Annotated in this window: 9 protein-coding genes and 1 pseudogene; 1 reads left to right on the top strand and 9 read right to left on the bottom strand. The window is 54.9% G+C overall.

Going from position 1 to position 16625, the window contains the following annotated elements:
- The 8 genes and pseudogenes from LLG96_14000 to LLG96_14035 all read right to left on the bottom strand — a co-directional run.
- A partial coding sequence (locus tag LLG96_14000; GenBank protein ID MCE5251324.1) for a PQQ-like beta-propeller repeat protein occupies positions 1-1311 on the bottom strand: 1311 nt, incomplete at its 3' end.
- The gene (locus tag LLG96_14005; GenBank protein ID MCE5251325.1) at positions 1312-1983 is read right to left on the bottom strand and encodes an ABC transporter ATP-binding protein; all 672 of its coding nucleotides are present in this window, start codon (positions 1981-1983) and stop codon (positions 1312-1314) included.
- 8 nt (positions 1984-1991) lie between these two features.
- On the bottom strand, positions 1992-3272 hold the full coding sequence (locus LLG96_14010; protein MCE5251326.1) for an FtsX-like permease family protein: 1281 nt from the start codon (positions 3270-3272) through the stop codon (positions 1992-1994).
- The gene (locus LLG96_14015; protein ID MCE5251327.1) at positions 3269-4651 is read right to left on the bottom strand and encodes a hypothetical protein; all 1383 of its coding nucleotides are present in this window, start codon (positions 4649-4651) and stop codon (positions 3269-3271) included. Before LLG96_14015 ends, LLG96_14010 begins: the two co-directional genes overlap by 4 nt.
- Positions 4652-4750: 99 nt before the next feature.
- The gene (locus LLG96_14020) at positions 4751-7945 is read right to left on the bottom strand and encodes a histidine kinase (protein ID MCE5251328.1); all 3195 of its coding nucleotides are present in this window, start codon (positions 7943-7945) and stop codon (positions 4751-4753) included.
- Positions 7946-8174: 229 nt separating this feature from the next.
- Positions 8175-10868, bottom strand: a complete 2694-nt coding sequence (locus tag LLG96_14025) for a methyltransferase domain-containing protein (GenBank protein MCE5251329.1) — start codon at positions 10866-10868, stop codon at positions 8175-8177.
- A 53-nt stretch (positions 10869-10921) separates the two neighbouring features.
- Positions 10922-12193: an Nramp family divalent metal transporter gene (locus LLG96_14030; protein ID MCE5251330.1), complete on the bottom strand. Its 1272-nt coding sequence runs from the start codon at positions 12191-12193 to the stop codon at positions 10922-10924.
- A 225-nt stretch (positions 12194-12418) separates the two neighbouring features.
- Positions 12419-12588 (bottom strand): annotated as a pseudogene (locus LLG96_14035) (type II toxin-antitoxin system HicB family antitoxin).
- A 217-nt stretch (positions 12589-12805) separates the two neighbouring features.
- Here LLG96_14035 and LLG96_14040 point away from each other — a divergent pair.
- Positions 12806-14494 (top strand): SUMF1/EgtB/PvdO family nonheme iron enzyme, encoded by a 1689-nt coding sequence (locus LLG96_14040; protein MCE5251331.1) that lies wholly within the window; start codon positions 12806-12808, stop codon positions 14492-14494.
- 324 nt (positions 14495-14818) lie between these two features.
- Here the strand turns inward: LLG96_14040 and LLG96_14045 are convergent, their stop codons facing one another.
- A complete protein-coding gene (locus LLG96_14045) occupies positions 14819-16300 on the bottom strand; it encodes a trimethylamine methyltransferase family protein (protein ID MCE5251332.1) in 1482 nt (493 codons plus the stop codon).
- Positions 16301-16625 lie beyond the last annotated feature (325 nt).

Raw genomic sequence — 16625 nt, forward strand, 5'->3', positions numbered from 1 at the left:
AAAGAGCCTGCCGTTTGCCGCGACAAGCCGTTCAACAGAGCCGTCGACCGTCTTCGTCCATGCGATGGCCGGTTTTCCGCCGGATGAGGACAGTTGAATCGCCGTGATCGTATGGCCGCCTGCCGCATAGAGGCGCGTCCCCGCCTTGATGAGATCGCCGGAGGCGTCCGCGGGCAGTTCCCAGAGAAAATTCTTTTTCATTTCCTCGAGGCCGAGACCGGAAATCGCGGTCACTTTCACCTCTTTTGTCTTCCATTCGGTTAAAGCGTTTTTGATCCATCCGAGCGAGTAGGCGCTCACGGTTTTCCCGGAATATATGCAGACATTGCCGTCAATGACGGGATACTGCCCGATCGGCGGAACGATCATTACACCCGTCCCGCTGTCGAACATGCCGGTCATCCGCTCGCGGAAGTGGTTGAAATACACATCCCCGGCGGCGCAGACAAACGATCCGCCGGACTTGTTATTGAGCGCGAGCTCGAAATGGAGCAGTTTCCCGGTGCTGCGGTCGAAACAGGCGGGAACCGACCGTCCCCCCGGCACGAGCAGCCTGTCGCCATTCACAACGAGCGCACCCTGGGGAGCAACTCCGGCGAACGAGGGAGCGTTATGGGGCTGGAGCATGTACCGGGCGCCTTCGCCGTCGTTCATCCAGACAACCTTCCCCGTGTCCGCATCGAGCGCATGGATAAACGTTCCCATGAACGGCCAGATGCTCGCCGAAAAGTACACGATGCCGTCCTCGATGACCGCCCCGCCTCGCGCGGGCCATGTGGAAATCAGGCGCTTGTTGCCGATAATCTTACGGTCGCCGGGACCGCCGCGGAATTTCCAGACGAGGCTGCCTTTCGATGCCGTTACACAGTAGAGATACCCGTCATCGCTCGTAAAATACACCTTATCCTTCCATACGGCGGGCGGGAAACGGATCGGGCCGTCCGTATAGAACGTCCATTTTTCGCCGCCGGTGCCCGTATCGATCGCCATGACCTTGTCGCTGTCGTTGAAGCCGATGATCAGTATTTTTCCCGCCACAACCGGCTCGAATACCTGGTCGTAGTGCATGAGGTCCTGGTTGAGCGGATCATCCCACGCCATGACCCGTGGTGTGAACTGGCGCACCCATTCGAGATTGAGCTCGCCGGGCAGTTCCTCGGGGGAAGAGGCGCTCCGCCCGCTGTCGTACCGCCACATGGGCCAGTCGTAACAGGCAGCGGTCTCCGTTCCCGACATCAACAACAGAACCAACAGAACCATACAGAGCGTTCGAAAGGTATATACGGCGAAAATCGGGCATTTTCTATCCATCTACTTTTTTCTCCTGTCGGTGATTACTTTCCCGTCCCTGAGCTTTATTGTCCTGTGGGCGGCTTTGCCCACTATTTCATCATGGGTGACAAGCAGCACGGCGCCGCCTGTCCGGGTGAATTCTTCGAATACGGAAAGGATGATTTCGGCGTTGTCGCTGTCGAGGTTGCCGGTGGGCTCATCGGCAAGCAGGAGCCGGGGCTTGTTGAGGAGCGCCCGCGCCATGGCGGTGCGCTGACGTTCCCCGGTGCTGAGCTCCGAAGGCACATGGTGGAGACGGCCGGTCATGTTGAGCCGTTCGAGCAGCCCGTGGGCACGGTTTTCCGCTTCCTTGTCACGCATCGCGACTGAAGGCACGAGCACGTTCTCCAGAACGTTCAGGTACGGTACGAGATGAAACTGCTGAAAGACAAAGCCTATCTGGGATGCCCGGTACAGCGCCCGTTCATCGGACGGCAGCCGGTACATGTCGATGCCGTTGATTTCCACCGTTCCCTCGTCGGGGACAAGGAGTCCTCCCGCGGTGAGCAGGAGGGTTGTTTTTCCGCATCCGCTCGCACCCTGGACTGCGACGAACTCACCCGGCCCGACACGGAGCGAGACGGCTTCGAGGGCGACAACACTCCCCCGGCGGCCGTAGTAAATGGTGGTTACGGTGTCGATATCGAGCATGGCCGATTCTATTCCTCCCTCAGTATCGTTGCGGGGTCCTGACGGGCGGCAAGGAGCGCGGGAACCCAGCTCGCGGCGACAGTAAGAAACGGCGCCAGCACCAGAACGAGCAGGAGCAGCCGGGGATTGAAAAGCCTCTCGATATCAGCGGCTTTGGCAGCGACATCACCCGTGGCAATTCCGAGCGCATACCCGGCGGCATATCCGAGCAGCCCGCCGGTAAGGCCGATCAAAAAGGCTTTTATGAGAAATATTGAGAGAATCTGGCCCGATCTGAACCCGAGAGCCCGGAGAATCCCGATCTCGACCCTCCGCTCGCGCACGTTACCGAAGGCGAGCAGGCCGATCCATGCAGTGCACCCGAGCAGTATGAGCGGGATAAGCCACGAAGCGAACTCCTCGCGTTCGCCGCGCAGTTTCGCCCGGTAGAGACTTTCCGCCGCCAGCGCTGAATCCGCCGTTGCCTTTGCCCGGTCGCGGGCACGTGTCCGCGCAAGCGACTTGCTTTCGAATTCGAGAATCTGCGTTTCGGGGAGAATGCGGGCGACATCCTGGCGTATCGTTGCAAGATCGTTTCCGGGACAGAGGCATTTCAGCGCGAGTATACCGGTGATCCGGCCGGGACGGTTGAGCAGTTCCTGCGCCTCGGCGAGATCGATCCATGCGGTTATGTCATCCCTCGTTCCCCGTTCGGGATGGCATGCCCCGACCGTGAACACTCTGCCGAGCAGTTTGATACGGTCTCCGGGCCTGATCATCTGCGGTTTCCACAGGTCATACCCGAGCACTATGGACCCCGGGGGTACCGCATCGAGAATGGGTGTCTGCGAGTCGAGATGCGAAGAAGGCATCTCGCCGCGCGTTCCGGCGAGAATGATCGAACGGTTTCCCTGCTCCGGCCACCGTATCTTCTGCTCGATGCTCGGCAGGATGTGCCGTATGGTCATGATATCCGCATCGGCAAGCCGCTTCACATATTCCTCGGGCATATCGGCGGAAGAAACGCCATCGGAGTAAAAATCGCCGAGCGCCTGTCCCCGGGGGAGCACAAGGAGATTGAAGCCCATGTCTTTTGTGATCTTACGGTAATCGTCCTCCATGCGCTTCATTTCCCCGTTCATCTCCGCTTCCTTTTTTGCGAGGATATTCCGGGTCTGGACATCATGCGCATCGAGGAGTGTCAGCTCTGCCACGAGCACCCCGACCGCTATCAGCACGGACAGAACTCCGAGGATGAATCCGAGCTTACGGTGCCCGATTTCGCGGAATACAAGCTGGCGGATGGTCATGGGAAATTCCTTTTATGAGGCCGTAACACGGTCACGCTCAGGAGCACGGTTACGACGGCGATAAACCCGAAAACGATGAACAGGTTCCTGACCAGATGACCCGCCGATCCACCGAGCGAGGCTTCGGACACCGGCGGCAGGGAAGCCCGCATTGTATCGGCCTCTGCCCCGTTCGGCGGTTCACCGCCTGATACAGCCGTGTGTTCGTCCGATGATCCGAAGGCTGCGGAAATGCTGTCGGCACGGGTGCTGTCCGGAATTGGTGCGGCGCCGGAGTTTTCACCGTTTCCCCGTTCCGCCTTTTTCACACTTGTTGCCTCACGGGCAAGCTCGGAAAGGCCGACAAGCGGCGGAAGCTCCAAATTCTGAACCAGACGGCCTTCGAGCCCTCCTTCCCAGTCGACCGGCATGAGAAGATCGACGCCGGGATTCTGATCCTTGACCTGGCACGAGCACGGGCCGATGACAAACATGCACGATTCCATAATATTCTGCTTGTCGATACCTTTACCGACGAGAGCAAAAAGCACCCTGCCCCTGCCGAACACCGGGAACGCCATGGGATAGGACGTGTAGTCGGTCAGGTCGGGCTCTGATTTCATGAGCATTTCAACGAGCATTGCCTCTTTCGGATCGCTCCGTGAGACCCGTATCATCGAAAATGCGATCCGCAGCTTCGGCCCTGTCTCGCGGATGGGTACGAATTCACCGGAGCCGAAATCGGCGGGGTCCGGCAGTTTGAGTGTACGCCCCATTTCGCCGAGCTGCGCTTCGAGCAGAGCCGAGGCGGTATTGTCCTTTTCACGGTCGCCGCTCTCGAGGAGCAGCCATACCGCCGATTCGCCGTCGAGAATTCTCCGGGCAATCTCTCTCCTCACCGGAGAATCGACGAGAACACGGGCATTCGCTTCGGTAAAACGTTCGACACGGAGCGGAAGAAGCATCTGCGGATTGCCCGGATAAAAAATCGCCATGCAGGGCAGTTCGGGATTATCGAGACGTTCCCAGACACTCTTTTCCGGTTCATTCAACGCGGCATAGACATCGACGGTCCGAACGGAGAAATTCGAATAGGGAATCGCTTCCATCGAGGTGCGTTCGAGCCAGTTCACAAGTTCTCTATCGGACGAGGACAATGCGCCGCGATGGAATACCATCACCGTATAGGTATCGGAGGGCCAGCGTTCGAGCCCATACCGGAATACCGGCACATTACAGGCCTCTGCCGGTGAAACGAAGAAAAAAACGTATACCAGAATCAGGTTGACGATTGCCGTTCCGACCGCTTTGTAAACCATTTCCTTCTCTTCCTGCCAGAGACACCGCTGCCGGTTTCGGGGATACTCATATTCTACAACGAACACGGATATAATACTCATGTTTCCGGGAAAAATACACCTCTATTTCAACGCCTGGAAATCATTAAAGTTGCTGAGAGCTGTATTCCGGGTGCTATCCACAGCGGCCAACCGCATGAACTATCCGTCTTTCCGGGAAGACCCGTCAATGTCGATGATCCGTGTTCCGGTAATATAATCCATTGTTTTATAGCGTGTTATTTTATTCAATTTCAGGGTTATTTCGCGGAGCCGTTTGACCTGCTCACCGATTACCCGCATAATCCCGGTGTCGGGTTTTTGGATGATTCCGGCGGTTATCATCTCGATGTAACCCGAAATAACCTGAAGCGGCTGATTCAATTCATGGCTTGCGGCGCCGGCCGTTTCGAGAACGCCGCGGAGCTTCTCCTGTTTGAGACGTTCTTCTTCGGCCCGTTTACGGTCGGTTACATCGATGCCGAGCTTGAGGACGCCCGGGGTCCCGTCGATATCGGAAAACGGATACATGTATATCTGGAAAACACGTCTATCGGGAAGCATGCATTCACATGCCTCGGTTCCGCTTACTTCGAGGATTTTCTGAATCGAGCAGTCCGGGCATGGTTCTGTGTTTTCAGCAGTATGCCTCAAATACGAGCCGTCCTCGCACTCGCTTAAATCATCGAGAAAACGTTTGTTTGCATACGTGATCGATTTATCGGGTGTCTGGAGTATAACAACCGCCGGAAGCCCGTCGAGCAGCGAAAAGAGCCGTTTCTGTTCAAGATGAAGGGCATCCGTGGTCTCCTTCAGCTCGCGTGTTCTGATCTGTACCTGCTCTTCGAGTACTCTCTGCTGTTTTTTCACATTCCGTACTCTCATCTGATGAAGTATCAGTACCGTGCCCGCCAGGGAAAAACCGGCGATAATTCTGAACCACTCTGCTTCCCAGAACGGAGGCACTATCCTGATTCTGATGGAGGAGCCCGTTTCATTCCAGACGCCGTCATGGCTCGATCCCTTAACCCTGAACACGTACTTCCCGGGATTGAGATTGGTGTAGCTTGCATATCGCCGCGAGCCGGAATAAATCCAGTCTTGGTCGAATCCTTCCATCATGTAGGCATACTGATTTTTCCGGGGCGAGGAATAATCAAGAGCCGCAAACTCGAATGATATGAAGGTATCTTTATAGGAAAGATTGATTTCTGATACTTCCGAAACCGATTTATCAAGGGTGAGGTTACGGTCGAATTTCTTTATCGAGGTAATGACAACAGGGGGTACATAGAGGCTGTGTTCAAGAGCATGGGGATTAAACCTGTTGAGTCCATCAACCCCGCCAAAATACATCTCTCCGCTTTTTGTCTTACAGCATGCTCCAGGGTAAAACCCGGCATTAAAGAGTCCATCCTGGTCGCTGTAGTTTGTTATTGATTCGTTTTTCCAGTCGAAGCAGGAAATCCCTCCGTTAGTGCTGATCCACAGGTTCCCGGCGTTATCCTCAAGCATTCCCGAGATGACATTGTTGATTAATCCGACTGTCGTGGTATATACGTAAAAGGTGTCATCGGCTCTGTTAAACCGATTCAGCCCATCCGCAGTTCCTACCCAGAGCGTTCCCGACCTGTCCTCATGAAGCGTCGTGATCCTGTTGTTGCTCAGACTTCCCGGCTGCGCCGGATCGTACATGTACCGTTTGCATGTCCCCGATTCGGGATTGAAAAGGTTGAGACCCGAATTGGTGCCGAGCCACAGGTTCCCGGAACAGTCCTCGAGTATCGTTCTCACGATGTTATGGCTTAACGTGTTAGGGTCGGCGGGATCATGGCGGAAGTGAGTGAACGTACCACTTTTACTGTCGAATCTGTCGAGCCCTCCCCCCGTGCCGATCCAGATGATACCGCGGCTGTCCTCAATGATGTCCAGCACCCAGTTGTTACCAAGACTGCCGGGCTTATTGGGGTCGTGACGATACTGTCTGATCGCTCCCGTCCGGGGATTCATTCTGGCAATCCCATAACCCGTGCCAACCCAGATAAAGCCGTTTCCGTCCTCGCACACCGCGGTAACCCAGTCAGCCGGGATACTGTTCGTATCACCGGGCTTATGCCTGTACCGTGTAAAACGTTCCGTGAGGGGATCGTACCTGTTGAGACCGCCACGGTCGGTGCCGATCCATATATATCCGTTTCTGTCCTCGTATACGGTCAGGACAAAATCGTCGCTCAGGCTGTTGGGATTTATATAATCGTGACGGTACAGGCGGAAACGGCTTTTCCCACGGTCGAACTTGTTTATTCCCCTGCTGGTTCCGAACCAGAGAATCTCCGACCAGTCTTCATAGAGCGTTTGAACCAGGTCGCTGCCCAGGGTACCGGAATTTCCGGGATCGTGACGGTAATGGGTGAAGCGTGTACGCTCAGGGTTCAGCGAATACACTCCATCATCCGTTGCCATCCACAGCACCTGAGATTTATCCTCATACAGTGTAAAAATGACCGAAGTGCTGGCATCTGTTCCGTGCGGTGAAGGAAGCGGGTATCGTTCGAACTTGTCCCGCGCCCGGTCGTAGCGGTTGATTGTGCCCTGGTTACCCACCCAGAGAACACCTGACCGGTCTTCGACAATCGAGTAAACAAAATCACTCGAAATACTCCCGGAATCCCGTGGATCGTGGACATAATGTCTGAAAGTTTTATTGTGCGCATCGAATCTGTCCAGACCGCCGCCGTTGGTTCCGATCCAGAGGATTCCCGATGAATCCTCATAAAGAGCATGGGTGAAATTTTCACTTATACTGTTCGGATTTTCGGGATCATGAGAAAACAGGGTGAGTATTTCCCCGGACCCGTTACATTGAATGAGACCTTTATCTGTTCCTGCCCATATCGTTCCATCGCTGTCCTGAAATATGGGCATTGCATTGAGAATTTCAATCCCGCTCGAATCTCCGGGGCACACGGCACACTGGTAAAACATTTCGGTCGAGGGATCGTACCTGTTGAGACCGCCGCCATACGTTCCGATCCATATAATGCCCGATCTGTCCTCATAGAGCCAGAGAATGAAATTATTCGACAGGGAGCGGGGATTATCTTTGTCGTGCCTGAATATGGTAAAGGTATACCCGTCATATTTGTTAAGCCCGTCCATGGTCCCGAACCACATGAATCCCTTTCTGTCCTGGATAATGCTGGTCACCATACTCTGCGAAAGGCCGTCCTCAACGGTTATATGCTCGAACATCGCATATTCTCCCGACGCATGGAGAAGCGACGGGGCAAGCAGAATCAGAAAGAACGCGAGCACGGAAACAGTCCCGGCTGAGCATGACATAACAAAACGTTTCATACGTTTACCTGCGGCACGATAACAATTCATCAATAATCAATATATTACACAACATATCATTATTGATTTCGGATGATATTGTTCCGGTGAATAAACAGTGGCATCGGAGACGTCATGCCGAACTTGTTTCGGCATCTATTCCAAATTATTATCATTATTTAACCACGGGAGCAATAATAGCCATCACTTTATACCACGGAATGTGATTTTCTTTCTGCTCCTCGTACAATTACTTCAATACCTGGCGTATTCCGACCGTGAACCTTCTGCCGTAATCGGGGTACCCCACTACGGTCGAAAACCGTTTATCTGTAAGATTAAACGCCTCAATATACACTCTTGTGCGGAATTTTGTGCCGAATGTTCTCCCGGCCGTTATGTTCAATGTGGTGAAATCCCCGAGGGGCTGGGGAACCGGCGAGCTTGCCGCAAAACGGTCGTTTTCGTACGACGAGAGCGACTTCAGGTATACGTTGCAGTCGTAATCCGCCCGTGAAAGCATGATTCCTCCACCGGTGATGACGCGGGGAAATTCGTGGTCGCGCTTCATTGTGCCGTCAATTCTCGCGGTCGCCCGCATGACGGTGACGTTCATGAAGATACGGGCGGTATCGCAGAGACGCACCGAACGGGCTTCCATCTCGATGCCGGAGTGGTTACGGTCACGGTTATCATAGAGTTCCATGATGCGGCCGTTGACCTCTTTCGTTTTACCGCTCAGAACGATGGCGTTCTTCTGGTTGACGAAGAATCCCGTGACAGTCGCATCACCCGCTCCTTCGATACGGGCTTTCACACCCGCATCGACCATGATCCGGCGCTCGTTTACCGGCTCTTCAAGGCCGATGTCGAGCGTGCCGGGCCGGGGCTTGATATATCCCCCGGTGACATTGGCGCTGAGCGAAAGGGACGGCGTCAGAGCATACGATGCCCCCGCATTGGCATTATAGATCGGCTTCTCCCATGTATCCTTGATCTGGGGAACCTTGCCGAATCCCTGCGCACTGCCCTCGATGCTGAAGGCGCCGTATTCATCCATGTAGGTCCTGAGCATCTTGATACCGGCATCGACATCGAGCCTGCCGAACCGGTGCTCGTCCACGACCGCCAGGGAATATGTCGAAAGATCGCACCGTCTCCCGGCGTAAAAGCGCTTGCCATAGGGCGCCACCCACCGGTTGTAAAAGCCGCCTATCCGCAGAGTGTTCCGATCGGTGAGCGCAAGGGACTGCACGAGATTCATGCTCCACTCGAAATCCCACTCGTGCGTGCTCGTGACAGTCGTGTCGGTCTGGCTTATGTAGGTGTTGTCACGGTTGGAATAGGTTGAGTGGAATTCGGTGGAAGTCCTCTGATTCCAGATGTAGAGCGCCTTCGCCTGGACAAATGTCCCCTGAAGGGGATCGTACCGTTCATTTGTGTTCTGAAGCTTCTGTGTCGCCGGCGGTAAAGCCTGTACGAGCACCCGTTTCCCATACATATGGAACAGTGCGGTGCGGATGGAAAGCTTTTTAAAGGGCTGCCACCGGATATTCCCGAAGAAACTGGCCGTGTTCTCGTTTCCAAGCCTGCCCGCGGGCCCGTCGGTATGCGGAGCACCCAGGCCGAGAGCATATGAGCCGTTCCTGAATATCCCGCCGTGGGAGATGTGAAACCGGTAGGAGTCGAAGCTTCCATAGGCAAGCTCCCATGATGTTTCGGGCTTGGTGTAATCGCGCGGGACAATATTGACAACGCCTCCCAGGCCGGAGATGCCGGTGAGCATGGCGGCGCTCGAACGCATGACTTCGATGCGCTCGATGTCCGAAGACGTGAAAAACGACGGCAGCTCGTGGAACTCACGGTACAGCGCGCCGTCCACTGCATAGTCGGGATAGGGGTACGTCTGGCCGCGGACGGAGAAGAAGTCCTTTACTTTCCGGCCCCGTGTTTCGACCCATGCTCCCGGAACATATTCCATAGCCTCGATGACGGTGCTGGCTCCCTGTTTTTCGATGTCTTCGCGGTCAACGACGCTCACGGCGGACTGAAGGCCCGGCGATTCGATGAGCGGATCATGGATAAGATCACGGACACCGGTTCCCGTCACCTCGATGGGTTCGAGAACGTAGACGGATTCCCTGTCTTTACGCGACGGCGGTGTTTCAGCGACCGCAGTGTCCGTGGCCTTCGTTCCCCGACCCTCCTTGGTGAATTCGAGCCAGATGCCGTACCTGACACCCTCGCTGTCCGGCGGTCTGGGCATGACGATCCTGTATTCCCGTATCCCGAGTGTTTTCATGATCGTTTCGAGCTCGTTCGCTGTTTCCGTGAGATCGTATTCCGGTTCGGAGCCCTGGTTGCGCTGACGGTCGCGGATGGCGCGGGCAGCTTCCACGGGCAGGTTCCCGGAAAATCCCCTGCCGATGAACGCCCTGCCGCCGGGCTTGAGCACACGGCAGATTTCGGAAAACGCCCGGGGCTTGTCTTTCCAGAGGTGGAAGGACCCCCGCGAGACGACGATATCGACCGATGCATCCCTGAGAGGAATGCTGTGGGCATCGGCGAGGAGCGTCCCGATACGGTACCCGACGCCGGCATCATCGGCAATCGTCCGCGTAAAAGGGAAAAAGAACGGATTGATATCGGCATTGATCCAGTACATGTGCCCGGTTCGTTTTGCGAGCTCGACCGCAAGGTTGCCGGGGCCTCCGCCGATGTCGACGCCGGTCCCGGAAAAGTCGGCGAGATTGAATCTCGAAACGATGTGTTCCGCCAGCGGCCCGTAAAGGGGAGCGAAAACGGTTGTCGCCGTGCGGGTGTACCGTTCAGCCTGTTCCTTCTGTGCTTTCTCCGAACCGGTGATTACAGCATCTTCTCCCATGCAATAGTGTGTGTGGAGCGCTGCAAGAAAAACCATGAAAAAAAGCGTGTTCCGTTTCATTCAACAATCCTTTACTGGTGCTGTTTTCTGATACTGCCGCTCAGTTGTCCGAATCACCGGAACAGCGGCGCAAATATATCGATGAGGGCCACAATTCCCATATATGTGGTAATAAATGCGTAGACAAGGGTCGCGGACATCCCGATGTTGAGCCAGAGCCCGGCGGTGTGCTCGCCCATGATTTTTTTGTTATTGATCATCACCATGATCGCGATGGTGGTCACCGGCATGATCGTTGCCTGAAAGGCGCTCGCGGCTATCATGACAAACACGGGCCTCCCGCCGAACACCGGCACCGTGAGCCCCGCCAGAAAGGCGACAGCGCCGAGGATGCGGAACATGGTGCTCTGTATGTTGCGCTCTGTGCCGCGGTAATCGCAGATGAGCCATGGCAGGATGAGAGCGATGGGGAATACGGTGCTCACCGCCGCGCCGATGATACCGACCACGAAAATACTGATCGCAAACCGTCCCGCCACAGGTTCGAGAATCCTGACCATATCGACGGCGCGCTCGACCGGAATTCCCATGCGGTACAGGGTTCCCGCGGCGCATGCCATGATTGCGGCGGAAACGAAGAGCATCATACCCGCGCTCACGAGAGCGTCGATTTTTTCATGGTGGAGCTCCTTGATCGTCCAGCCCTTTTCGGCGACAACGATACTCCGCATGACAAACACGATTGCCCCGCATGTCGTTCCGGTCATCCCCGCGATGATGAGAAACGCGTTCGGTTCATCGGGAATGCTCGGAACGAGACCTCTGATGAGCTCTCCCGGTTTGGGTATGACCATGATCATGCTGAGCAGAAAACTCAGTCCCATCAAAATGACCAGCGTAATGAGGAATTTTTCGAATTTCGAATATTTCCCTGTCCACAGGAGATAATAACAGCCGGAAAGGATAACAACGGCTGAGATTATCATGTTCAAACCTTCGCCGCCGAACAGAATCTTTGTCCACTCCCTGATAAGATCGGTCAGCACCCCCATGACTCCGGCAATACCGAGAAACTCGCCGAGCGAAAGGGTAAAAATCGAATAAATCGCGATCCATTTCCCGAACGGCAGATATTTCCGGTATCCCATGAGGGAGGTATCGCCGCTCACGAGCGTGAACTGCCCGTACGCGACAAGCATGACATATGTAAAAACACAGGACAGTACGAGCACCCAGAACATACTCATACCATAACGGCTCCCTGCTGAAGCCATGTTGGTAATGCTGCCTGTACCGATGTTATAGCCCATCATGAACAGTCCCGGCCCGACAGCGAGGAGCATCAGGCCGATCTTACTGAAAATTCCTGTGCGCTTTTTATCCAAGGAGAGCTCCTTTCGAGACCCCGCATTATGGAATTGATGTCCGAAAACGATATGAATACAGAATATATAGTCATACGGTAACTGTCAAAGCCCTTTTACAGAGAATCAATAAATTTTTTCATGAATTTGTTTTTTATCGATAAAACCGGTGAAGATACTTATATGCAGCCCGTTGCGGGGTAATTCATTTTTCGTTGCGGGGATGGAGAACATGTACAGGAGACATCAGATTGTAACCTCAACCTGATGAGTGGCAACGGTGAGCGGCATTCCCTGTTCTGAACGTACTTCCAGACATTCCCTGATGGCATCTTTATATTATTGCGTTGTGCATCCTCTTCCATCTTACCATGACGTATACAATCCTGAAACGAGGGACATTCGGCAATATACAACTAACGGATACAATCGTACTGGCGCTATCCGGTGTTATTTCTCAGACACCGGAGCAATGACATATACTGCTTGCTATATATCGGTCAATGGTATACTTTCCTTAAGGAAACAAGCTTTTCAGGTGCTTTCCGGCAGCAGGCCGCAATCATGGGTGGCCGACAGATTTCGGAGCAATACTATCGTACGAACGAAATTTTATCAGCGAGGAGTGACTGTATGACCAAACCGTTCATGTGTGGTATAGTAATGGTCTTCACGATATTTGTCAGTTTTCAGGAGGCCACCGGCCAGGTGTCGGTGACCAACGACCGGTGGGAAAGGGAACCGGGATTCACCTACCCGTCATCAACCGGCCCCTATTCCCCGCAGCCGTTCAAGCCGCGACAGTATGTCACCTACCGAACCATCGGTGAAATTATGGTGGACGGCAAGCTTGACGAACCCTCCTGGTTGAACGCCGACTGGACCGAAAACCATGTCCACATTGTGTTCAGGGGCTACCGCAACCCGAGCCTCAGTACGCGCTCAAAGGTTGTCTGGGACGATGACAACATTTATTTTAGCGGCTTCCTTGAAGAACCGAACATCTATGCCCACATTACGAAAAAAGACACGATTGTCTGCCACGAAAGCGATTTCGAGATATTTATCGATGCTGACAGCGATGGCCGCAACTATATCGAGATCGAATTCAATGCGCTGGGGACAATCTGGGACATGACCTATGCCAAGGAACTCGACAAGGGCGCCCTGCCGAAAAGCTGGTGGTGGATACCCGGGAGCGAGCCCTGGGATGTCAGGGGAATGCGCCTCGCGGTCAGGACCGACGGCACCGTCAACTACCCGTTCGACCGGGATGTGGGCTGGACCTACGAATGCTCTATCCCCTGGTCGACACTCCAGGAAACGAGCCTCGCCGGAGAGCGACTCAACACAAACGGGAGTGCGATCCGGGTCAATTTCAGCCGTGTGCAGTTCAACATCAAAGAGGACTGGCCACTCGACGACTGGACGCCGGTCAGGGGTGTGGACTGGCTCTGGTCACCCATGCTGACCTACCGCGCCCACATCACCGAGTGTTTCGGGCGGATCATCATGTCCTCACGGACAGTCATTCAGGACCGCGACGAAACTCTCGAAAACGCTTTTCCCTTTATCGAGCCGCCCAGGCCTTCTGCCCGTGTAAAACCCGGCGACATGGTCAAAATCAAGGGCGGGACCTATGTCATCGGGCCCGATGACGAGGACCCCAGCGGCGCATCACCAAAAGGCGAGGTCACGGTCAGGGACTTCTATATCGACCGGTACGAAACGACTATCGGCGAGTACACGGCGTTCCTCAACGACGGCGGCCACGACGAATTCTACTGGGAGGACATGGCCGATCCAGACTGGTGCGGAATCGTGAAAAAGAGCGATGGCCGCTACGAAGCAGTCACGGGCAAGGAGCTGTACCCTGTCTGTCTCGTCAAGATCGAAGGAGCCAGGGCTTACGCCGCGTGGACGGGGAAACGGCTGCCGACTGAATTCGAATGGGAGATTGCAGCCCGAGGCAGCGAAGGACGCGCCTATCCCTGGGGTAACGAGCCGCCTGACGACAGCCGTGCGAATTACGACTTCCGTATCGGACATACCCTGCCGGTGGGGTCGTACCCCAAAGGACGGACACCCGAGGGTGTGTACGACATGGCCGGGAATGTCAACGAAATGATCGATCTGATATGGGATGAATATCCCTGGGGAAAGAAACGCCCGGATATTCAGAAACCATGCCGGAATCCGGTCTGCCGGGGCGGGGCATGGACCGGTCATGCAGCCATGCTGAAAACGACCTACCGCGATGTCGTCAAATCGCACTATATGGCACCCCTGGTGGGCTTCCGCTGCGCGAAAGATGCGGAGTGAGAGAAAAAAGTACCTGAGTGGCATAGTGACAAAGCGGATAAACAAAGCCGCAGGGACAGAGATTAACATACATATTTACTGTGGGAATTATCTCGCGGGTGCATGAAACTCTGGTGCCGACATTACGAAACTAAACAGAGTTATGACGGGATTAAACAAAGGGCAGGCATCTATTCCCTCCCTTTTCTATTCAGCGGCCACCGGTGTTTATGAATCGATGGCTTCGCAGAGAATCCCGATTATTATTAGGTAACAAAAAAAATCTTACATCCGTGTCAATCCGCCTGATCAGCGAAAAACAGCGTTCCATTTTTTCTTCGCGATCTATGTGTTCTTCATGCTCTTTTCCGCGCGGGCGACGATACGGTCGATTTCTCTTATTCGATGATCATCGAGCACCGGTTCGAGCAGCCCTGCCATGATCTCACGCGCCTGTTCCGCCGCCAGACGTTCCATTCCCCTGACTTGCCGATGGCTGTAAGTCTCCCAGTTCATACACTCGGTCAGGTCGCTGAGCCAGAATTCCTTACGGAAGTGGTCGAGGGTGTGCGGATCGCCGATGAAATTCCCTTCGGGGCCGATATGTTCTATGACATCGAGCGCCAGCGTGTCTTCACTGACCTCGAAGCCCGCCATCATGCGCCTCACCGAGCGCGCAAGCTCGGCATCGAGCACAAGCTGCACCGGGCTGAACGTCATACCGTATTCAAGCTGCCCCACGGTGCCGATGCCGGATGCCCCGCAGAGCAGCGGGAACATCGTGGACGCCATCTTTTCCATGCCCGACTGGAATCCCGGCTCGTTCGCGTTGGTCTTGCCGCCGTGCACACCGCTCGTGATGCCGTAAAAGTCCCTGAGAAGCTGTATTCGTGCGCCGAGCAGCGCCATACGGTCGGGTCCGGCATAGGGGAACAGAAGGCTTTTCATGTCGCAGTAGCCGCCGGTGAAATCGAGGCTGAGGACGGCGTTCTCATCGACCGCATACCCGAGCACAAGCCCGGCCAGCGTCTCGGCGAATCCCAGAGCCAGCGTGCCCGCACCGGTCGCCGGGGCTGTCGTTCCCGCGCACGGCATGGTGTCGATCGACTGCGGCAGCCCGCACCGGATATATTCTATAAAGATCGCCGTCATGTTCGTATCGAGCGCGAGAGGACTCCTGCACTCGCCATACCCGACAAGGCAGGGTTCACCGATGAGCCGCTCACGGCTTCCGCGGACAACGATCGCGATCTCTTCGATCCAGCGGACATCGTCCACGGTGAATGCCTCGATCCCGCCGAGCTTGGATGTGTACTTGACGAGCTCTGCGGCCATCCTGACCGGCCGGAGCTCCGGCGGCGTTCCGCTGTCTATGCAAGGGAGACCGGAATACGTTATGTCGTCGAGGGCGTTCACGAGTTTGAAACTGTCGTGGACATCGTCCATGGTCGGAGCCCGTCGTTTTCCATCGAGGCCGTAAATGAGCGTGCAGAATCCCCCGGCGCTCGTGGTGAAATCGTGGTGGAGCTCTTCGTCCCGCCGATAGTAGCTGACCTCGGAATAGCGCACCGCCTGTTTGAGTCCCCTGCGGTCGGGGCGGAGATAATCGCTCCGCAGCTTCCGGACGGACTGCTCGACGATGTCCCTGGGGAAAAACACCCGGGAGCCCTCATCATCGACACTGCAGCCGAATCGCCGGAGGATATCACGGGCCTCGTCATGGTAGATTTTCATTCCGACTTGTTCGAGTATCCGGAGGGAAGCATCGTGCACCATCTCCATCTCACCGTCCGTGAGAACTTTTATCCGTCCGAAAAGCCCGGCCATCGTAAACTCCTTTACCCGCGGGGCGGGTGGAACAATTATATGAATAGCCTGCCTGCGTAAGCTCGTAACAATAACGAATCTATATCATAACTCAGGTCAATGTATATCGTATCCGGTAAAAATACAACATACAAAAATACATACAGCGATCACCCGTTCGACAAGAACGTCGAATGCTCCCCTTTCAGGGATAAACCTGTAATCGCAATAAAATCAGCATATTGCAGCGCAGAAAAGGATGAGATTCGACAATATCGAAGGATATGCCATCGGCCTGGAGCATTAAAAACACATGCTTAACACTCGTAACATACTGTTTATAAAC

The sequence above is a fragment of the bacterium genome (assembly GCA_021372535.1).
GTDB lineage: Bacteria > Latescibacterota > Latescibacteria > Latescibacterales > Latescibacteraceae > JAFGMP01.